This is a genomic window from Flavobacterium bomense, from assembly GCF_003970355.1.
The window spans coordinates 75,473-97,544 of sequence record NZ_RYDJ01000015.1; the positions used below are offsets into that span (position 1 = coordinate 75,473).

The 22,072-nt window shown below is 36.0% G+C and carries 16 protein-coding genes, 2 tRNA genes and 1 pseudogene; 8 read left to right on the forward strand and 11 right to left on the reverse strand.

Going from position 1 to position 22,072, the window contains the following annotated elements; translation table 11 throughout:
* Positions 1-46: 46 nt before the first annotated feature.
* Both EKL98_RS12460 and EKL98_RS12465 read right to left on the reverse strand, forming a co-directional pair.
* Positions 47-119: transfer RNA gene (locus tag EKL98_RS12460), tRNA-Met, on the reverse strand.
* A gap of 34 nt (positions 120-153) precedes the next feature.
* Positions 154-226: transfer RNA gene (locus tag EKL98_RS12465), tRNA-Met, on the reverse strand.
* Between the two features lie 118 nt (positions 227-344).
* Between EKL98_RS12465 and era the strand changes: the two genes are divergently transcribed.
* Both era and der read left to right on the forward strand, forming a co-directional pair.
* Complete coding sequence (gene era / locus EKL98_RS12470; protein WP_126452863.1) at positions 345-1,226, forward strand: GTPase Era; 882 nt, start codon at positions 345-347, stop codon at positions 1,224-1,226.
* A 272-nt stretch (positions 1,227-1,498) separates the two neighbouring features.
* Positions 1,499-2,809: a ribosome biogenesis GTPase Der gene (gene der, locus EKL98_RS12475; RefSeq protein ID WP_126461959.1), complete on the forward strand. Its 1,311-nt coding sequence runs from the start codon at positions 1,499-1,501 to the stop codon at positions 2,807-2,809.
* 398 nt (positions 2,810-3,207) lie between these two features.
* Here der and EKL98_RS12485 read toward each other — a convergent pair whose 3' ends face one another.
* Positions 3,208-3,960, reverse strand: a complete 753-nt coding sequence (locus EKL98_RS12485) for a DUF2490 domain-containing protein (RefSeq protein WP_126562708.1) — start codon at positions 3,958-3,960, stop codon at positions 3,208-3,210.
* A 627-nt stretch (positions 3,961-4,587) separates the two neighbouring features.
* Between EKL98_RS12485 and EKL98_RS12490 the strand changes: the two genes are divergently transcribed.
* On the forward strand, positions 4,588-7,410 hold the full coding sequence (locus EKL98_RS12490; protein ID WP_126562709.1) for a T9SS-dependent M36 family metallopeptidase: 2,823 nt from the start codon (positions 4,588-4,590) through the stop codon (positions 7,408-7,410).
* Between the two features lie 259 nt (positions 7,411-7,669).
* Here EKL98_RS12490 and EKL98_RS12495 read toward each other — a convergent pair whose 3' ends face one another.
* From EKL98_RS12495 to EKL98_RS12525, 7 genes are all read right to left on the reverse strand, one after another.
* The gene (locus EKL98_RS12495; RefSeq protein ID WP_126562711.1) at positions 7,670-10,213 is read right to left on the reverse strand and encodes a TonB-dependent receptor; all 2,544 of its coding nucleotides are present in this window, start codon (positions 10,211-10,213) and stop codon (positions 7,670-7,672) included.
* A gap of 243 nt (positions 10,214-10,456) precedes the next feature.
* Complete coding sequence (locus tag EKL98_RS12500) at positions 10,457-10,870, reverse strand: RrF2 family transcriptional regulator (RefSeq protein ID WP_126455363.1); 414 nt, start codon at positions 10,868-10,870, stop codon at positions 10,457-10,459.
* A gap of 191 nt (positions 10,871-11,061) precedes the next feature.
* A complete protein-coding gene (locus EKL98_RS12505; RefSeq protein ID WP_126562713.1) occupies positions 11,062-11,868 on the reverse strand; it encodes a TPM domain-containing protein in 807 nt (268 codons plus the stop codon).
* Positions 11,868-12,305: a TPM domain-containing protein gene (locus EKL98_RS12510; protein WP_126455359.1), complete on the reverse strand. Its 438-nt coding sequence runs from the start codon at positions 12,303-12,305 to the stop codon at positions 11,868-11,870. Before EKL98_RS12510 ends, EKL98_RS12505 begins: the two co-directional genes overlap by 1 nt.
* Positions 12,306-12,454: 149 nt before the next feature.
* Positions 12,455-13,042, reverse strand: a complete 588-nt coding sequence (locus EKL98_RS12515) for a LemA family protein (protein ID WP_126562716.1) — start codon at positions 13,040-13,042, stop codon at positions 12,455-12,457.
* A 69-nt stretch (positions 13,043-13,111) separates the two neighbouring features.
* The gene (locus tag EKL98_RS12520) at positions 13,112-13,444 is read right to left on the reverse strand and encodes a MerR family transcriptional regulator (protein ID WP_126461977.1); all 333 of its coding nucleotides are present in this window, start codon (positions 13,442-13,444) and stop codon (positions 13,112-13,114) included.
* 76 nt (positions 13,445-13,520) lie between these two features.
* Complete coding sequence (locus EKL98_RS12525) at positions 13,521-14,498, reverse strand: M23 family metallopeptidase (protein WP_126461980.1); 978 nt, start codon at positions 14,496-14,498, stop codon at positions 13,521-13,523.
* A 338-nt stretch (positions 14,499-14,836) separates the two neighbouring features.
* On the opposite strand from EKL98_RS12525, the gene alaS reads away from it, so the two are divergent.
* From alaS to EKL98_RS12545, 5 genes and pseudogenes are all read left to right on the forward strand, one after another.
* The gene (alaS, locus tag EKL98_RS12530) at positions 14,837-17,530 is read left to right on the forward strand and encodes an alanine--tRNA ligase (RefSeq protein WP_126562718.1); all 2,694 of its coding nucleotides are present in this window, start codon (positions 14,837-14,839) and stop codon (positions 17,528-17,530) included.
* A 90-nt stretch (positions 17,531-17,620) separates the two neighbouring features.
* On the forward strand, positions 17,621-17,746 hold the full coding sequence (locus EKL98_RS18515) for a GxxExxY protein (protein ID WP_317125143.1): 126 nt from the start codon (positions 17,621-17,623) through the stop codon (positions 17,744-17,746).
* A gap of 56 nt (positions 17,747-17,802) precedes the next feature.
* Positions 17,803-17,949: pseudogene (locus tag EKL98_RS18520) on the forward strand (GxxExxY protein).
* 26 nt (positions 17,950-17,975) lie between these two features.
* Entirely contained in the window at positions 17,976-18,926 is a 951-nt protein-coding gene (locus EKL98_RS12540; protein WP_126562721.1) for a GSCFA domain-containing protein, read from the forward strand.
* Between the two features lie 2 nt (positions 18,927-18,928).
* Positions 18,929-19,549, forward strand: a complete 621-nt coding sequence (locus EKL98_RS12545; RefSeq protein ID WP_126562723.1) for a DUF4230 domain-containing protein — start codon at positions 18,929-18,931, stop codon at positions 19,547-19,549.
* A 104-nt stretch (positions 19,550-19,653) separates the two neighbouring features.
* Here EKL98_RS12545 and EKL98_RS12550 read toward each other — a convergent pair whose 3' ends face one another.
* Entirely contained in the window at positions 19,654-21,411 is a 1,758-nt protein-coding gene (locus tag EKL98_RS12550) for an aromatic amino acid hydroxylase (RefSeq protein ID WP_126562725.1), read from the reverse strand.
* Between the last annotated feature and the right edge of the window lie 661 nt (positions 21,412-22,072).

Consider the following 22,072-nt stretch of genomic DNA (forward strand, 5'->3'; position numbering starts at 1 on the left):
AGTAAAAATCAAAAAACCCATCAAAATGTTGATGGGTTTTTCTTAGTAGCGGGAACTGGACTCGAACCAGTGACCTTCGGGTTATGAGCCCGACGAGCTGCCTACTGCTCTATCCCGCGATGTGCGTTTGTAATCTCAATACGATTAACTTAGTAGCGGGAACAGGACTCGAACCTGTGACCTTCGGGTTATGAGCCCGACGAGCTGCCTACTGCTCTATCCCGCGTTGTTTCGAGTGCAAATGTACAACCAAATTTAATAAATTCAAACATAAATTTTAAAAAATGTTTTATTTCGTCTATTGACTTGATATGTCTACCTTTGCACAATAAATTATATTAGAAATGTCACATAAAGCAGGTTTTGTAAACATCATAGGAAATCCAAATGTTGGGAAATCAACATTAATGAATGCCTTTGTTGGAGAACGATTGTCCATAATTACTTCAAAAGCACAAACAACACGCCATAGAATTCTTGGAATTGTAAACGGGGAAGATTTTCAATTGATCTTGTCAGATACGCCAGGAATTATAAAGCCTGCCTATGAAATGCAGGCATCTATGATGAATTTTGTGAAGTCTGCTTTTGAAGATGCTGATATCTTGATTTATATGGTCGAAATTGGAGAGCAGGATTTGAAAGATGAAGCTTTCTTTAATAAAATTATTCACGCCACAATCCCGGTTCTGCTTTTATTGAATAAAATTGATACTTCAAACCAAGTGCAGCTAGAAGAGCAAGTTGCTTTTTGGGCAGCGAAAGTTCCAAACGCAGAAATTTTCCCAATATCTGCTTTGCAGAATTTTAATGTGCCGGAAGTTTTTGGACGTATCATTGAGTTATTACCGGAATCACCGGCGTATTACCCGAAAGATCAATTGACAGACAAACCAGAACGTTTCTTTGTGAATGAAACCATCCGGGAGAAAATATTATTGAATTATAGTAAAGAAATTCCATACGCTGTAGAAATTGTTACCGAAGAGTTTTTTGAGGATGAAAATATCATCAGAATCCGTTCTTTGATTATGGTGGAGCGCGAAACTCAAAAAGGAATCATCATCGGACATAAAGGAGCTGCTTTGAAGAAAGTAGGAATGGAAGCTCGTGCCGACTTGGAGAAGTTTTTCGGAAAACAAATCCATATTGAATTGTACGTAAAAGTCAACAAAAACTGGCGTAGCAACGTTAATATGTTGAAACGATTTGGGTATAATCAATAAGTTCAGTGTTCAGTTTATTAGCGCTCAGCTCTAAAAACTTTCCGATAAATAATATTAGAATTCGAAATGCCCTAGCCCAGATGGGAACGGCATCCTTTTATGTTTTTCTTTAAAACATAAAAGATAGAGTGGACAGCTGGAAATAGCTCCTAAAAAGGCATTGAAATTTAGTTTGAAGGCGTGCAGTTAGTGTGCTTTTTTGCTGAATACTCAAAACTGGTCACTACAAACTAAAAAAAGCATACCTTTGCAAAATATTTGAAAATAGGATTATGAATAACATTGTTGCGATAGTAGGAAGACCTAATGTAGGGAAATCAACCCTTTTTAATAGGCTGATACAAAGAAGAGAAGCTATTGTAGATTCTGTTTCGGGAGTGACCCGTGACAGAAACTACGGAAAAAGCGAATGGAACGGAAAAGAGTTTTCTGTAATTGATACCGGCGGATACGTGCGTGGTTCTGATGATGTTTTTGAAGGAGAAATCCGTAAACAAGTCGAACTTGCAATAGATGAGGCTGATGTTATCATTTTTGTGGTAGATGTAGAGGAAGGAATTACTCCAATGGATGATGCCGTTGCACGATTGTTGCGTAAGGTGACAAAACCAGTTTTACTGGCTGTAAACAAGGTAGATAATTCCATGCGTGAGAAAGATGCGATTGAGTTTTACAACCTTGGTTTAGGAGAATATTATACGTTTGCCAGTATTTCAGGAAGTGGAACTGGTGATTTATTAGATGCATTAATTGATGCTTTTCCTATAAAACCAGAGCCAACTCAGGAAGAAGTGGTATTGCCGCGTTTTGCAGTGGTTGGACGTCCTAATGCTGGAAAATCAAGCTTTATCAATGCTTTAATTGGTAAAGACAGGTATATTGTTACAGATATTGCGGGAACAACTCGGGATGCAATTGATACAAAATTTGACCGTTTTGGTTTCGAATTTAACTTAGTGGATACTGCGGGTATTCGTCGTAAAGCGAAAGTGAAGGAAGATTTAGAGTTTTACTCAGTAATGCGTTCGGTTCGTGCGATTGAGCATGCGGATATTTGCATTTTGATTATTGATGCCACGCGTGGATTTGAAGGTCAGGATCAAAGTATATTCTGGTTGGCTGAGAAAAACCGTAAAGGAGTTGTAATATTAGTAAACAAATGGGATTTAGTCGAAAAAGAAACGATGTCAACTCGGGATTATGAAGCTAAAATCAGAGAAGAATTGATGCCATTTACGGATGTGCCTATTCTTTTTGTTTCGGCTTTGACCAAACAGCGTTTGTTAAAAGCATTAGAAGCAACCGTCAAAGTATTTGAAAACAGAAAACAGCATATTGCAACTTCAAAATTCAACGAATTTATGTTGAAAGTGATTGAAGCCTACCCGCCACCGGCAACAAAAGGGAAGTATGTAAAAATTAAATACTGCATGCAGTTGCCAACACCTACACCACAATTTGTATTTTTTGCTAATATGCCACAATATGTAAAAGAACCATACAAACGTTATCTGGAGAATAAAATTAGAGAAAACTGGGACTTTTCAGGCGTTCCAATCGATATTTATATTAGAGAAAAATAAAAAAAATCCCGATTTTATCGGGATTTTTTTGCATAAAATGGATTTGAGCAATTAACGTTTTTCTTCTTCAAAAGTTTCCGTAGGATGGTCACTGTACCAATTTTTGAATGTTTTTATAGTTTTAATCGTCAGCTAGAACGGTGTAAACCATAAATAGGATTAATGGTATACTTACGCAATGTCGGATCATTAAAATTGGCAGAGGAATAGTGGTCTGACATAAACCGGCAAATACAAAAACGTAAATGGTGGTAAACCACACGAGTTTAATTGCGAAATTTTTCACGGCTATATCTTTTAATTAAAGACACATCTTAAATTCTAAATATTTAGTTAATATACTTGTAATCAATACTTAAAATATAATTATTTAGTATTTTTGTAAAAATATATACGTACTAATAGTTCTTTCGGTTCTTTTTTTGGAGTCTTATTTTATGCAATATACTGAATCGGATAATATTTCTATTGAAATAATCAATTCCGTTGGATCGGTGCTGAAAACTGTTTAAATAGCCCAATTCTAAAGCAATATTCGGATTAAAACCATATTGCAGAGCGATGTAAATTCGGTTTTGGTCAAACGTATTTTTGATGATTTTTTTTCCAAAATTAACCATTACTTCATCAGATAATATTGCTTTGACAAAGTGTTTTTCTTTTTTCCAAAAGGTATAATCCCCTTGAAGTCTATATCTGAACCTCCATGAAAACGAGGTTCCCGGCGATAAAGCAGTCTTGCTAGCGTTATGAATAAAACGTTCTTCTAATTGAAAACGTTGATGGAAAGTTACTTTACCTATGATTTTTTTCCATGTAATGTCCTGTTGCCCTCTATATTCCGGGATTTCAAAATCAAAATTAATTTCAGGAACCTGCGTGTCAACAGAGAAATAAGCAAAACCGACTCCAGTTTCCAGATGATCATTAATTTTATAACGTCCTTGAACACGAATAACATATAAATTTTCAGCAATAGGCTTTACAAAAAGACGATTGTCAAATTCAGAATGCAGAGACCACTTCTCGTTTAACGATAATTGGTTGTAATAGCGTGTCCAAAGAATACTTTGATGATCCACTATTTTGCTGCTTTGTCCTTGGCAGCCCAGTGACACAAATAAAAACAAGATAATTCTAATGGTTTTCACTAAATTTTATTTCAATTAAGGCAAATTTAAACAAAGTCTAGTATTTCTATAGGAGATATTTTATTTTATTTTATGAAATATTTTAAAACTGGTATGCATTCAAAATAAGGTACTAACAATCTGGTTATAATTAAGTGCGTTAATGTTTTTGTAAGTAATTCATCAATACTTTTTTACTTCGTTATAGTGCAGGTAAAACTTATGAAAACTTGGGTGTAGAACCTAGTGGTTTTATGTCATTTGTACTCATTGAGGCCAAGTATATAGCTGTTTAACACTGTTGCATTAGATGTGGATAGCATTTTGTAGTCTTCAAAACAGTATAAATCAGTTTGTTTTTAAAAGAAATAAAACTGATAGGTAAGTTTAGCCTTTAGTTTTAATCGCTAGAATTTTGAATAACCTAAAATTGCCTTTTATAAACGTGTACAAATATGTTTTTGGGATTGCTGAAAAATATTTTTTTCTTTTATTTTAGTGTAATAAATTGCTATTTACCTGATTTTTTACGTTTAAATATAAATTATTAGTTTTTTATTTCAAATTATACGCTAAAATTTATTAAATCAAATTTCATAATTTACATTCGTTTTAGATTTGAATTAAGTAATTAAAAATCTGCTAATTATGAGAAACCTTTACTCTGTTTTTTTGTTTTGTTATTTTTTAACACTGAGCACCATAGGTCATGGTCAAGATAAAAAAGATATTATAAAAAACTATCTGCTTGTGAATTTTGCAAGTTTAAATTTATCTGCTACAGATGCCAATCAATTTACCATAACCAGTTATGGGACGCTTAAAAACTCGGATTATTTAATTGCGTATCTGCAACAAGAGGTAGGAGGGGTTAAAATTGCAAATACAGCAGCCACAGTGCTTTTAAAAAACAATGTGGTTACTAGTTTTAAGCATACTTTTGTGAAAAATATATACGGAAACATCAGTAGTAGCAATGCTAGTTTGACCGCAGCTCAGTCCGCACGAAAGGCGATCAGTGAGTTAGGATTGAGCAATACTGCCGGAGTTAGTGTAGTGAATTATGCTACTAAATCAGATCTTAAGCCTTCGGAGCTAGAGACAAGCAATTTTGAAGCTCCATTAAATTATTTTAAGAATTCTACCGGTACTTTCGTATTGTCCTATGAGATTATTGTTAAAGATCCAGCCTCGCATTGGTGGCAAACAAAGATCAATGCTTCTAATGGGACACTTTTAGAGAAATCCGATTTAATGATCAGTTGTAATTTTGATATACCTGTTGTAACTGATGAGAAACCTGTGAATCAAAGGAGTCACAAGAATCACAGCCATAGCTATGAAAAAGACAATCTTTTTTTTAATTTTAAAAAAGATAGTAAAAATGTTATTGTACTCGATTCGAAATCTAATGCAGCACTTTCTGCTACGGATGGATCTAAATACAATGCTTTTCCTTTGGGTGTTGAGACTCCCAATCATGGCAGCAGGACTATGATTAATAATCCAGCACGTATCGGTACACAAAAAACAGGAAGTGCTGTCCCTTCACCGGAAGGCTGGCATGAATTTGGTGGAAAAATAGAATCCAAGACGGTTGGTAATAACGTCCAGTCCTATGAAGATGGGGGCAAGATTAACGGGCCAGCGACCGAAGATTCTTTTGCTGCGCCCAGCAGTATAGGTACGCTGAGTTTTGACTACCCTTTAGATTTAGGCAAGGCTCCGATAGCCTATCAAAAAGCTGCAATTGTCAATTTATTTGTTTGGAACAACTACATGCATGATGTTTCCTATGCCTATGGTTTTGACGAAACGAATGGGAATTTCCAGGAGGGTGATTACGATCGTTTTGCTGGACCTACCAGCGCAACCATTAATGATTGGGATGGAGATGAAGTACAGGCTGAAGCTCAGGACGGTAGTGGGCTTAATAATGCTAATTTTGGTACTTTGATTGATGGATTTGAGCCAACAATGCAAATGTTTTTATGGGGCGCATCTCCTTTTGGGGAGTTTCTTGATGTCATTCCTCCAAGTGCAACTGAACTTCGGAAATCATATGCTTCCGTGCGCTTTCCATTTGTAGCTATTCCTAGAGAAGGGGATCCTTCTATTGACAGCAGATTAGTTCTTGTAGAAGATGACGGGACTCCATGGGTTTCAACTAACTCCACTCCCCCCGGTACACCAGCGCAGAGTCCTGATCCTAGGGATGGATGTACAGCTTATACAGCTGCTGGTGCGGTTGCAGTTAAAGGTAAAATTGCTGTTATCATCCGTGGTAATTGTCCATTTGTTGATAAAATTACAATAGCGCAGGACAATGGTGCTATTGGTGTCATAATCATTAACAACGCTCCAAACGCTGGTCCAGTAAATGGAGGCGGTGTACCATACAAAACGATTACAATCCCCACAGTAGGTTTGTCTTTTGAGGACGGAAAGATATTACTAGACAAAATGGCAACAGAACCTGTTTTCGGTCGGTTAGTTGACAGAGGTCCTCTTGCTAATTTGATCAATAGAGATGGTGATTTGGATCAAGGAATAATTGCTCATGAATATGGGCATGGAATATCAACACGGTTAGTTGGAGGTCGAAATCGTTTTGATTGTTTATTGAGTCAAGCTTATGAAGAGCAAATGGGAGAAGGTTGGTCTGACTTTTTTGGACTTATAATGACCCAAAAAATAAACGATACCCCCGAACAAAAAAGAGGGATTGGAACCTATGTACAGTTTCAGGGTATCGAAGGGCCTGGTATACGTCCTTCTCCATATTCTACTGATATGTCAATCAATGATTATACTTATGCTGATATTGCGAATCCTGCAATAAGCGTACCTCATGGTGTAGGATTTGTTTGGTCAACTATGATTTGGGATATGTATTGGGCTTTTATCGGTAAGTATGGTTTTGATCCGGATATTTATTATGGTACAGGTGGAAATAATATGGCTATCCAATTAGTAATGGATGGTTTAAAATTAATTACATGTGGTAATGTTGGATTTGTAGAGGGAAGAAATTCAATTATACAGGCTGATGCTGTGCTCTATGGTGGTGCAAATGAATGCTTGATACGTGCGGTATTTGCCCGACGAGGGGTTGGGGCTTTAGCGCAACAAGGAACCTCAGAAAGAAGGAATGATCAGGTGGAAGATTTTACTATTAACGTTCCTTTAATAGGGGTTTGTGGTAATTTAACCCTTTTGGACAACACCGAAATTTTATTCAGCATTTATCCTAATCCAATGAGTTCTGAGCTGTTTATCAGATCAAATAAAAATGCGGGGAAGGCTGTAGTCTCTATATTTGATATGAACGGAAGACAATTAATAGAGTCTAAAATGGACTTAGGTTTCCAATCTAGGGTAGACACGGGTAATCTGGTTCAAGGGGTTTATATTGTCACTATAAAATTAGAAGATGGTACAAGCTACAGTCAGAAGTTAATTAAAAAATAAGAACCTTCAATGGTTTTTTCAATGAGCCTATGTATATTGAACTGCCCTCAAAAAGTTAGTCGCTTTTTTGGGGCAGTTTTTTTGTATAACAAATGCCGCACAAAAAAAACAGAGTATATGCTGCTTTAGAGGACAAAATAGTTCAACATTAAAGGTTTAAAAATGTAAAAGAATTAATACGGTTCGTTTTATTTGCATATCTAGCACAATCAAAACTCAGTTTTACTGGTGCTGTTATGCTTGTTTATATTTAGTGCTACTATAACGAATAACGAAGTGTAATACTATACGTTCTTTGATCGCCTAATACCCCTGCATATTGTCCTGAATTTCCACCCGCCGGTAATAGTTGTTCGTAGTACTCTTTGTCTAAAAGGTTACGTCCCCAGAATTGTACCGACAAACCATCTGTTGCCCGGAAACCTACACGAGCATTAAATAAGGCATAACCCTGAACGACTAAATATTTTGAAGCTGATGGACTAGAAGAGAATTCAGAACGGGCATAAGAATCGATTCCAAAGAATATTTTTCCTGTATTTCCAAAAAATTTGGCATTATCTGAAAGTTCACCTCCTAAAGATCCTGCCCATTTTGAAGCACCAGGTAAAGCAGTTCCGGAAACATCTTTAAAGGATACTGCTGCTCCTGTTTGTTCTAACGGAAGGGGTGCATTTATAAATTTGACATATTTACCGTCTGTATAGGTCGCTGCTCCATTGATGGTTAAATGTTTGTTGATTACAAAACTGGCGTCTAATTCTACCCCTTTTACCTCTACTTTATCTGCATTGGCAAGATAGCCACGGTTTATACCTAATTCAGCGGCCTGTACATTGGTTTGAAAATCTTTGATATCGGTATTAAAGAAGGTAAAATTGAATATTGAGTTTTTAAACGGTGCTGTTTTTACTCCAATTTCATAATGATTTACTTCTTCCGGTTTAATTACTGCAAGTTCAAGAATTGGTTGCCCGGCAAGAGTAGGTAATCCAGCTACGTTTACTCCAACGGGTTTGTAGCTTTTTGCAAAAGTCGCATACACATTAATCTTGTCAGTTGCTTTAAAAGAAACGGTTATATTTCCAGAAAAATTAATATTATTAGTATTAGATAAAAAAGACTGATCCGTATAAACTAATTTTTTCAAGGCAATTAAGGCTGGATCATTCGTTTGAAGTCCTCCATATGTTGTACGGTTGTAAGTAGCGTCTTTTTTGTCAAAATTATAACGTAAACCTGGTAATACATGTAAACGTTCTGTTATTACCCAGTCTAACTGACTAAATACTGCCGCACTGGAAGCTCTAATGCGGGCATCGGTTTTGATCCCATATCCTTCAAATAGGCCAGGTGTCTTCCATAAATTACTGGTAGTACTTTGCGCAAATCGCCATTGTGCATTACCGGATTCTTCTGTACCATCTGTTTGTGATGTTTGGTCAATAAAAAATAAACCTACTACACCGCTTAATTTTGAGGTAAGCTGACCTGCATAGCGTACTTCTTGTGTTATTTGTGTCTGTCTGGTTGGGTTTTGCGATTTGGCTAATACTTGTAATCCTGTAAAATCCCTATCGTTTGATGGATCCCAAATCCAAAAACGCCAAGCTGTTGTTGCCGTTAGTGTACCGTTGCCAATTTTTGTGTCTACATTAAGAGATATTCCTCCCATATCTTGTCCTGAACGCCATGCCGTATCGTGATCAATTTTACGGTCAAACGCGTTTAAACTTGGCAATTGATAATTCAAATCAGCAATAATAGCATCAAATTGACGGTAAGCCGCTCTTTCTGTTGGTGCGACACCCGCAACTACCTGAGCATATCCATCTGGACGTTGTATTGTGATATCTGCAGCTAATATGATATTTGTTCTTTCAAAAGGAGTATAAAGTAATTGTCCTCTAATTCCTTGATTGTTTAATGTGTTTGTAGGTTTTTCAGTAACAACATTATGGATTAAACCGTCACGTTGCGTACCGGAAAATGAGATTCGACCGGCGATTTTTGAACTCAAAGCTCCAGTAACCGAAGCTTTAGCTTGCAAAAAGTTGTAATTTCCGTAGGTTACTTCAAAGGTAGCATCTGATATAAAACTTGGTTTACGTGTAGTAATGTTAAAGGCACCCGAAGTGGTGTTTTTACCAAACAATGATCCTTGTGGACCACGCAATACCTCAATTTGTTCGACATCGATAAAATCTAAAGTGGTTGCAGCTGGACGTGCATAATAAACGCCATCAACGTAGAAACCAACACCCGGATCGATTCCGTCATTTGTAAGTCCAAAAGGAGAACCTAGGCTTCGAATATTAATTCCGGTATTCCTGGGGTTTGATGAATACAATTGAACGGATGGGACAAGTTCTTTTATGCGATTAACGTTAAAAGCTCCAGATTGTTCTGCCTGTTTTCCCGTTATTACGGAGATTGCAATTGGCACATCTTGTACTTTCTCTATCCGGCGTCTTGAAGAAACGACCACCTCGACCAATACATTTTCTTCAGTAAGATTTATTTGTAATGTAGATATCGGTAAGGAAGTAATTTCTATTTCTGCGGTTTTATATCCCACATATTGAACTAAAAGAGTTAAAGGGAATTTTCCTTTCGAGTCAATCGTAAATTTTCCGCTAGAATCTGTAATTGTGTTAGAAGTTGTTTCTTTTAGTACAATATTTGCGGCTTCTAATGGTATGTTTAGGTTTGTTGTAATTACACCTTCAATGTTTTGCGCAAATGATATTGAGAACGTTAAAACGGATAGTATTACAAGGGTATTATTTATATAATTTTTCATTTAAAGTAAGTATATGTAATTAGTAGAATTTAATTTAAATTTTTTTTACTAACACATACACATCATTTGAGAGCTCTTTTTTGTAATTATAATTAGTTGATTTTTGCGGGATTTTCTATTCAAAAAAGCAAACTTACTTCGGTACGTTTTCATACTTTTAAATTTGTATTGTTAATGATATATTAAATTCGAGGCAAATATATAATTAATTCTATAAAATTAGTAGAGTTTAGATAGTATTTTTTATTTTTTTACCAATGAAGCAATAGTGATGCCTTCCATAGCCTTTAAAGTTTCTTCTCTAATACTAATCAATCCGTGTCTTAGTAGGCATTCCGATTCATTAACGCAATCAGAACAACGTTCGTAAAAATTCAATGAGGCACAAGGTAGCAGGGCAATTGCACCATCAAAAAGCCTGTGAATATCGGCTAAAGTAATGTCATTTTTAGATTTTAAAAGATAATAACCGCCAAATTTCCCTTGTTTGCTCCCTACGAAATGGCCACGCTTTAAATCCAATAGAATCTGTTCCAAAAACTTTTTTGGAATAGAGGCTGCCTCGGCAATTTCGATAGTTCGAGAAATATGGGTTTCTTCTTGTTGCGCTAAAAACAGCAGTGCTTTTAGTGCATATTTGGCTTTATGTGAAAGCATGTAATATCATTGATTGATTAATTTGGCTACTAATTTGGATTATTGCTATTCTGTAAATAGATTTTAAAAAAATGAGCTAAATTATTGGTATTTAAAAAGAAATCTACTTTTATAAGTTGATTATCAATCACTGTCTTATTGTTTAGTTAGCAAGGTCTTAATTTGGAAACGCATCCCTGTAAGCGGTATTGCTACCAACTACCACTTGATCCGCCACCAGAGAATCCCCCGCCACCAAAACCGCCGCCAAAACCGCCACCAAAACCACCTCCAGAAGAGCCTCCGCCGCCAAAACCGCCGCCACCTCTGCCACCGGCAAGACTGCTTAAAATAATGACATCGAGTAGACTTGGACCTCCGCCACCGGAATTTCCTGAATTTCCACCCCCTTTATTTCGGGATATTAATACCAGTATCACGATCACAATAACTATAATAGGAAGGATCGGGAATTCTTTTTCTTTTGGTGTTTGTTTGCGAACACCTTTGTATTTGCCTTTAAAAATATCAATTAAGGCATCTGTTCCTTTGTCTAATCCACTGTAATAGGTTCCTTTTTTAAATTCTGGAATGATTATATTCCGGATTATTTCTCCACCAGTTCCTGCGGTAAGCCTGTCTTCTAGACCATAACCAGGGTTTATTGCAATTTTTCTTTCGGTTTTAGAGAGTAAAATAATGACACCATTGTCTTCTTTTGCAGTTCCTCCAATTCCCCAAGTTTGTGCCCACCGGGTAGCTAATTGACTTACATCTTCCCCTTTTAGGCTTTCTATAGTGATCACTACAATTTGAGTTGTGGTAGAATCAGAGTATTTAATCAGTTTTTCTTCTAATTGTGCTTTTTCTGTGGCACTTAAAACCTTGGCATAATCGTAAACAGAGGTTTGTAACGTTGGTTTTTCAGGTATGGTAAATTGCGCAAAACTAACTTGTGTAAATAACAGATAAACAAACAACTTTAGGCAAATTAGGGTATTCTTTTTTTGTAATAGCATTATCCTTTAGATATTTCGTTTGATAATTCATTCGTGTCTCCCTCTTGCCAAGGAAAATAACTTTGTAATTGTTCACCGGCTCTGGTGATTCCGTCAATAAGTCCTTGCTTGAAATTCCCGGTTTTAAACTGAACGACCATTAGATCCCGTGTACAATTCCAAAAGTCATCTTGAACAACATCATTGATGCCTTGGTCTCCACAAATTACAAATTGGTGATCATCAACAGCTAAATATATTAAAACACCATTTTTAAGTTCGGTTTCATCCATTTTAAGTTCATGAAAAACGTCTCTGGCTCGTTCATACGCATCCATGGAAGTTGTTTTTTCTATGTGAACTCTAATCTCACCAGAAGTGTTTTTTTCAGCCATGCGAATAGCTTCAACAATCTCCTGTTCGTTTTCCGGGGTTAATAATTCTGCTACTTTTGACATTGAAATATTTTTGAGTTAAGATTAACGATTTTTGATTTCAGAATTGTTGAACCTGAAATCAAAAATTGTTAATTTTTAAAGGTTTTTTCTTTAATTTAAATTTATTTTATTTTGACTTCTAAAAAGATAAAAAGTCTAATAATCTAACTTTAGAATTTTACTTCAACAGGTGCATCCGCTCCCTCAACAGCAGTAAAATATGCTTTGTCTTTGAATCCAAACATTCCTGCAAATAAGCTGTTTGGAAACGTTTTAATGTGTGAATTATAAGGTTTAACTGCTTCGTTAAAACGCGTTCTTGACGTTAAAATTTGATTTTCTGTGCTAGCTAATTCATCTTGTAATTTCAAGAAATTCTGGTTGGCTTTCAGCTCAGGATAGCGCTCTACTGATACTAACAATCGAGACAAAGAACTACTTACACCACTTTGTGCTTTGTTGAATTCAGCTAATTTTTCCGGTGTGATGTTCGTTGGGTCAATAGTAGTTGAGGTAGCTTTGGCACGTGCCTCAATAACAGCAGTCAAGGTACTTCTTTCAAAATCAGCAGCACCTTTTACAGTATTTACTAGATTTCCAATCAGGTCATTTCTTCTTTGGTACGCCGTTTGTACATCTCCCCACGATTGTTCTACTGTTTGGTTCATTGTTACCGCAGTATTATTAATCCCTTTGATCCAGCTGTACATACCAATAATAATAACTCCTACGATAATCCAAGGCAAAAATCTTTTCATCTTTGTTTAATTTAATGTTTGTTGTTTAATTTTAATTGTAAATAGTAGGATCCCTGTTTTGTTTTGGGATTACAATTCGTTTTTAATATTTGTTAATTGTGTGCGTATCGTTTCTAATTTCCTGATTATTTCAAACTTGTCCAAAGCCTTCTTTTGTCCTTCCTTCAAATGGGTTTTAGCCCCTTCCAGCGTAAAACCTCTTTCCTTGACTAAATGATAGATCAATTGCAAATTAGTGATATCCTCGGGTGTAAACATGCGATTGCCCTTGGCATTTTTTTTTGGTTTCAAAATATCAAATTCATTGTCCCAAAAACGTATCAGCGAGGCGTTCACGTCAAATGCTTTGGCTACTTCGCCAATGCTGTAATATCTTTTATCTTTAGAAAGTTCAATGTGCATATTTTTTATTTTAATCTTTTCTGAACACTTCTTTTATAAACTGTTACGACTGAATACTGAACACTTTGTTAAAGCATTAATCTAACGATTGATTCTCTTGATTCGCTAATTGTGCTATAGCAACATACTCTACTGCCGAAATGTTTCCATAATAAAAATTAAGCGGATTTACCACTTTGTTGTCTTTATGAACTTCATAATGCAAGTGCGGTGCTTCAGATCTTCCGGTACTTCCCACATATCCTATGACATCTCCGCGTTTTACACGCTGTCCAGCTCGTATTTTATATTTACTCAAATGCGCGTATAATGTTACGTATCCAAATCCATGCCGAATTACAATATGATTTCCATATCCAGAGGCCCTATTGTCGGCGGTTATTACAATTCCGTCTCCAGTGGCATAAATTGGAGTTCCTGTTTTGGCGGTAAAGTCCATTCCCTCATGCATTTTTCTTACTTTTGTAAACGGATCTGTTCGATAACCAAAACCAGATGCCAGTCGTTTTAAATTTTCATTTCGCACTGGCTGAATGGCAGGAATGGCAGACAAAAAATCACTTTTAGCATCTGCCATTTTCAAAATGACATCCAGTGATTTGGATTGAATGGCGAGTTCCTTACTTAATACATCAATTCTTTTGGTGGTATTCAGTACCAACTGGGAATTGTCATATCCCTCTAGTACTTTATACCTGTTTATTCCCGGTAATCCCGCTTTCCGGACAGAGTCAGGAATTGCTGTTTTATTGAAATATACCCGATACAAATTATTATCTCTGTCTTCAAGAGCCTCAACTACGCTATTTACCTGATCCATTTTTTTATTTAAAATCGCATAATTCAATCTTAAATTTTCAATTTCACGAGCCTGCAACCGATCTTTAGGCGTTTCAAAATAAGGGGTGTTCAATAATACAATAAAACTCAAAAAACCAAATAATATCGAGGCCAGCAAAAACAGAATGATAACACCAAATTTTCTTCTTTTTCGAGTTTTTATTTTCCTATACGCTAAATTTTCAGAATCGTAATAATATTTTACTTTCGACATATTTTAAAATACCCTATTTTTGCAAACTGTAAAAGGTTAGACGAACAAATTTAAGAAATGTTTCATTTGTTACACCCTTTTTTCAATAATAAATAAAATAATGTGCCTATTCCAGCTATTTGTTGCAAGTTCTCGTTTATACATTTTTTTTCTAATGAGCTAGCAGGAGCTTCCTTCGGTCGCTCTGCCACCTCAAGAAAAAATAAATGTATAAATCTCGAAGCTTTTCACTACTATCTGGGGCAAAAGAAATTAAAAGATTTAATGATTAAAAGATTGAAAAATTCAATTCTAACTAATCTTTAAATTTTTGAATCTTTAAATATTTAAATAAAAAAATGAAATCACAAGACGTACGCAAACAATTTCTAGATTTTTTCGCATCAAAGGGACACTTAATCGTTCCATCGGCACCCATAGTTCTCAAGGATGATCCAACACTAATGTTCAACAATTCAGGGATGGCCCAGTTCAAAGAATATTTTCTAGGTAACGGAACTCCAAAAAGCAACAGAATTGCTGATACGCAAAAATGCCTTCGTGTTTCAGGAAAACATAATGATCTGGAAGATGTAGGTTTTGACACCTACCATCACACCATGTTTGAAATGCTGGGAAACTGGTCTTTTGGAGATTATTTCAAGAAAGAAGCTATCAACTGGGCATGGGAACTTTTGACAGAAGTCTATAAAATTCCAAAAGAAAACTTATACGTATCCGTTTTTGAAGGTAATCCAAGTGAAAACGTACCATTCGATCAGGAAGCTTGGGATATTTGGGCGGCATTAATTGACGAAGACCGTATCATTCTTGGAAACAAGAAAGACAATTTCTGGGAAATGGGAGACCAAGGACCTTGCGGGCCGTGTTCAGAAATTCACGTTGACATTCGTTCTGCAGCAGAAAAAGCCTTAGTTTCAGGAAAAAGTTTGGTTAACAATGATCATCCCCAAGTAGTGGAAATCTGGAACAATGTATTCATGGAGTTCAACCGTAAAGCCGATGGTTCTCTGGAAAAATTGCCAGCAAAACACGTTGATACCGGAATGGGATTTGAGCGTTTGTGTATGGCATTACAAGGAAAAACATCCAATTATGATACGGATGTGTTTATGCCACTTATCGAAAAAGTAGAGCAAATTACAGGATTAAAATACACATCAAATTCCGTAGGTACAAGTCGAGACTTGTCCGTACCGAATGCAGATGAGGAAAAAATAAATATCGCTATTCGGGTAGTAGTCGATCACGTTCGTGCGGTTGCTTTTGCTATTGCCGATGGACAATTGCCATCAAACACAGGTGCTGGTTACGTAATTCGTAGAATTTTGCGTCGTGCCATTCGGTACGGATTTACGTTTCTTAATATAAAAGAACCGTTCATCAATCAATTAGTTACTGTTTTAGCGAATCAAATGGGAGAGTTTTTTCCGGAAATCAAATCGCAACAACAATTGGTTACGAATGTAATTCGTGAAGAAGAATCTTCTTTCTTGAGAACATTAGACCAAGGATTGCAATTATTAGAAAATGTGGTTGCCGAAACTAAAGGTTCAACAGTTTCTGGAACAAAAGCGTTTGAATTGTATGATACGTTTGGATTTCCAATTGACTTGACCGCATTAATTCTTAGAGAAAAAGGATTCGAACTGGACGAAGCTGGTTTTAACGCCGCCATGCAAGAACAAAAAAAACGTTCCCGTGCCGCATCAGAAGTTTCTACCGAAGACTGGTTGCTATTAGTTCCAGGAAATGTAGAAACATTCGTAGGCTACGACCAATCAGAAAGTGACGTGAAAATCACTCGCATTCGTAAAGTAGACAGTAAAAAAGATGGTGTTTTATACCAAATCGTTTTAGATAAGACCCCTTTCTATCCAGAGGGTGGAGGACAGGTGGGTGATAAAGGAACGTTAGTTTGCTCCGCCAGTTCGCTAACGCTCGGGTCTGCAAATGAAACTATCGAAATCATCGATACGAAAAAAGAAAACAACCTGATTTTACATCTTGCAAAAAAATTACCGGAAAATATAAATGCTGGTTTTGTAGCCAAAGTAAATCAAGATTTGAGAAGTTTGTCTTCCAGAAATCACTCGGCGACACACCTAATGCACCAAGCCTTGAGAAGTATTCTTGGAACACACGTAGAACAAAAAGGTTCGCTAGTAAATCCAAACTACTTGCGTTTTGACTTTTCTCATTTTGCTAAAATGACGGAAACCGAATTGCAGCAAGTGGAAGATTTTGTAAATGCAAGAATTCAAGAGCAATTACCACTAATTGAAAAAAGAAATATTCCTTTCGCGCAAGCAGTTCAAGAAGGAGCGATGGCACTTTTTGGAGAGAAATATGGAGATGAGGTTCGTGCGATTAAATTTGGCGAAAGCATGGAATTATGCGGTGGAATCCACGTGAAAAATACAGCTGAAATCTGGCATTTCAAAATCGTTTCAGAAGGAGCGGTTGCTGCAGGAATTCGTCGTGTAGAAGCGATTACAAGTGATGCGGTAAAAGCACATTTTGCTTCGCATGAAAGCACATTGAATGAAGTAAAAATAGCCTTAAAAAATCCTCAGGATATTCTGAAAGCCGTTCATTCTATGCAAGAAGAAAATGTCAAATTGACTAAGCAAATTGAGTTTTTGGTAAAAGATAAAGTCAAAAATCTTAAAGCGAGTTTAATCGCTGAGATACAGGAAATTAATGGCGTTCAATTCTTGGCAAAACAAGTCGATTTGAATCCGGAGGGAGCAAAAGATTTGGCGTATGAATTAGGAAATTTAGGAAATAACTTATTTCTAGTTTTGGCTACAGTGAATCCCGAAGCTTCGGGAGAAAAACCAATGTTGACCTGTTATATTTCTAAAGAATTAGTTGCGGAGAAAAACCTAAATGCAGGACAAGTGGTTCGTGAATTGGGTAAATTTATCCAAGGTGGAGGCGGAGGACAACCATTTTTTGCAACAGCAGGAGGGAAGAATGTCGCAGGAATTCAGCAAGCTTTAGAAAAAGCAATTGAGTTTGTAAAGTAATTATATCGTAATTTTTTTAATATATTAGCGAGAAATAAAAAAATGACTGAAAACGAGATTTCAAAAATTGTTGTTGATGTTTGTTAAAAGATGCACACTAAGTTTGGTCCAGGGTTATTAAAATCAGTTTATGAAGTTGTTTTGTTTTATGAGTTAACGAAAAGAGGACTACTAGTTGAAAGTCAAAAACCACTTCCCGTTGTCTGGATTAAGTAAAATTAGATATTGGATTCAGAACTGACTTAATCATAGAAAATAAAGTTATTTTAGAAATAAAATCAGTTGAACAAATTGCTAATGTTCATCCAATACAACTTTAAACGTATCTGAAAATTACAGGAATGAAATTTGGCTTGTTAATTAATTTCAACGAACCACTAATTAAAACAGGAATTACAAGAATTGTAAATAACCTTTAACCTATGCGGCTTTGCGAGAAATAGATATGAATTTCAGAACCCAAGTTCCCATTCCTAAAAGTAAGTTTCCTATTGATTATACTTCTAAAATCATGTCTTTGGGTTCTTGTTTTGCGGTAAATATGGCGCAGAAACTGGACTATTTTAAATTTCAAAATAGTTGTAATCCATTTAGCATTTTGTTTCATCCTATAGCGATTGAAAAACTAGTTGATTTTGCTGTTTCTGGAAAGCAACTTACAGAAAGCGACATTTTTTTTTACAACGAACGCTGGCATTGTTTTGATGTGCATTCGGATTTGAGCAGTTCTAGTAAAGAGGAATTGTTAGCTTCTTTAAATGCAATACTGATAGCTACAAAACTGCAATTGCAGCATGTTTCCCATATTATTATTACTTACGGAACTTCGTGGGTATATCGAAATATAGAAAGCAATTGTGTTGTGGCTAATTGTCATAAAGTACCGCAAAAGCTGTTTCAGAAAGAATTACTTTCTGTTGAAGAAATAGAAGAAAGTATAGTAAAGACACTGAAATTAATTCATGTTGTAAATCCTAGTTGCACCATTATTTTTACCGTTTCTCCAGTGCGTCACATCAAAGATGGTTTTGTCGAAAATCAATGGAGCAAAGCCAATATAATTAGTGCGCTTCATGGGACTTTTGACTTTCGACTTTCGACTATAAATTACTTTCCCAGCTACGAAATCATGATGGATGAACTTCGAGATTACCGTTTTTATACTGAAGATATGTTGCATCCCAATCCAGTGGCAATCGATTATATTTGGAAACGTTTCAAGGAAACTATAATTTCTGAAACTGCTTTTGCTACAATGGATGAAGTTTCAACTATTCAAAAAAGTCTTTCGCACAAGCCTTTTAATCCGAAATCTGAAAGTCATTTAAAATTTGAGTCTAAAGTCAGAGAAAAAATCACTAAATTGGAATCAGAATATTCATTTATGAAATTTTAATTATGTTAAGAAGAATAGGTATTACAATAGTAGTTATCGGGGGAATATTTTTATTATTCAAATACTGCGATTTTAAGAAAAACGACGATGAAGATATCCAGTACAACACAAATCTCATTCAGCAACAAATTCTAAATGTTGGAAAATTAGTAGTTACTGAAGGCCATTTCTCCGAAGTGATTACCTATAAAAATCAACAAAAATATTTGTTGGATATGCTTTCTTTTGAGAAAAAAGCATTGGTAATAGTCAATGCTGATGTAACAGTTGCTTATGATTTGCGCCAAATGAAATATGAAATAGATGAAAAAAATAAAACCATCACTATTGTTAGTATTCCAAAAGAAGAAATAAAAATAAGTCCGGATATTGAGTTTTATAACGTAGAACAAAGCAAGCTGAATCCGTTTACGGGAGATGATTATAATAAGATCAATAAATCGGTCAAAGCAAATCTCGCCAAGAAAATAGAAAAATCTTCACTGAAAACCAATGCTCAAAACCGATTAATCAGCGAATTGTCCAAAATATTAATTTTGAGTAATTCAATGGGCTGGAAATTACAATACGAAGGAAAAGTAATCGAAAGCGAAAAAGATTTTGGACAAAAAATAAAATTATAATAGTTTTTTTGTCAGGTTGAGCGCAGTCGAAACCATTTTTATAGCTGTTTAAGCCTATTGAAAAATCTCGACTGCGCTCGATTTGATAAACCTAAATTGGAAAACTAAGCTTTCTCTTTATCAAAAATCAAATCCAAACCACCAGTAATCAAATGCGCTACTTCAGGTCTTTTTTGTTTTAATTGATCGAGATAAACCAATATTTCCTGTAATAATTTCATTTCATTTCTTTCTTTTAGCAGCTCGGTGATTTCAACAGCTAATAACCAATCCTTTGGGTGATTGGTTTGTAAATTTTCGAATATAGGCTTCAAGGGTGTTTCTGTCTCCTTGGTTTCTCTGCTATTTCTAACAGTTTGGTACAAAACCTCTAAATCATCCCGTTCTGCAGTATGCGTCACTTTGATGGTTTTGCTCGAGGGAAGGTGCGAAATCAAATCAAAACTATTCACATCTGCAGGGCCTGAAAAAGCCGAAATCACTTTTTTGCCCACAGCCATATCATAAATTCCCCATTCTGGTTGAAACAAAATCGTTTCTCCGTGTGACACAGTACAGTTTTTAAAGCGAATCAAAATAATTTCGCCTTGTAAGTTTCTGGAGCCGGTTATGATTTCACCTTCAACAGTGATGCCACCTTCAAACTCCAGTTTGACCGTTTTAGATTCCAGTATATCGTAGGCATTCAAATCTTTTGGACTCATGTCTTCAATTGCCAGATTGATTCCTTCCAGCTTCCCAATAGGACTCCCAAAACCCTCAGGATGTGTCAAAGTTCCATGACCAACCAGTTCTTTTTGGCGAGAAGCTAAAGCCGTTTTTCCGGTGGTTTGTATATAAATAGGCTTGCCTTCGTGTGCAATTACGGTACTAAAAACGCCCGAAATTTGCAAGCCTGTACTCAATTCAATTGTTCCCAGAGCATTTGAGTCTATCAGTTTTTCTATTCCGGATAAACCGCCTGTTCTAAGTGCCATTTTATTGGCAAATTCCTCTAAAACTAGGTTTAAATAAGCAAATGTTGGTGTGACATAAAGTTGCGGTTGCAATTTTGTGATGTCAAAACTCTGGTTTGCTGCTGATAGGTCGTACGGAATTTTCTTGACCTCGTTTGTCATGCAGTGCGCACTTTCGCCTATTGAAGATAACAAACCGGCACCATAAATTTTAGGATTTTCTACGGTTCCAATGAGTCCGTATTCGACAGTCCACCAATGCAGGTTTCTAATTTGCGCCATTTCTGATAATTCACCCATATTGTTTTGCAAATCTTCTACCGCTTTTTCGGCAGCATCAATAACAGCTTGGGGAGTTCCCTCAGCTTCTTTTACGATGGAAAGCAGTCGGATGGCTTCATACATTTCATAATCCTTATGTGAAGAGAGCGCTTTACAGCCTATTTCGCCAAAACGGCGTAAATATTCCGCATATTCCGGATTAGCAATTATGGGAGCATGACCTGCACCTTCGTGAATAATATCTGGTGCGGGCGTGTATTCTATATGTTCAAGTTGGCGAATGTCAGAAGCAATTACAAGCACATTATAGGCCTGAAATTCCATGAAAGCATTGGGCGGAATAAATCCATCTACCGCAACCGCCGCCCAGCCTATTTCAGTCAGAATGCGGTTCATACCGTACATACTCGGAATATTATTAATCTCAATTCCTGTTTTTTTTAATCCTTCCAGGTAGGAACTATGCGCCACTTTCGATAAATAAGCTACATTTTTGCGCATCACATAACGCCAAACCGCTTGATTTATGGGCGTATAATCGCTATAATCCTGAGGCTTAATGAATTGTTTTAAGTGCTTTGGCAATCGGTCTAATAACGGATTGCTTTCTATAGTTGAGTTCATATCGAAAACGTTGTAGTTCTACTGCAAAAGTACGAATTTCAGGAGCGATTTCCCGCTTTTCATTGCAAGTTTTTGCAAACCCGTTTGTTTTTCTAATGTTCCATCAGGAGAAATAAAAAGGGGTATTCCTCTTTTCTCCCTTTCCTTTGGAGAGGGTTGGGGAGAGGAGTCGCTTTTTATAAACAAGAAAAATCAAAACGGCTTTCACAAAAAGCTTTTCATTGCAATCGGGGTTAGAGGAGTTGAGGATTAATTAGAGATTAGATAATTCAACATAATTTAGTTGCGTTCAGTCATTGCGAGGAACGAAGCAATCTCATCAATACATTCCGCGTACAAAGTCTCCTCAGTTCGTCACACTCTCGTTTAAGCTTATAAAAATTTTAAAGCTGTCAGTACAACAATAGGAATTGCTATGAAAATCCAGTTTTTTATGGTTGGGCTGTATTTCCGTTTGAATTCTATATTATTTAATGCGAATACAATAGCTATAAAAACAAATGTAATTATTCCTATAATAAATATAGAAATTAAATCTAACTCATTAGGATTGCTTTGGTTTAATCGATAGGAGTTAATTATCAATGCGAATCAAGGGTTAAAAAAGAAAGAAATATCTGTTTAAAAATTAGATTAATAAGCTGATAATCAGTATATTTAT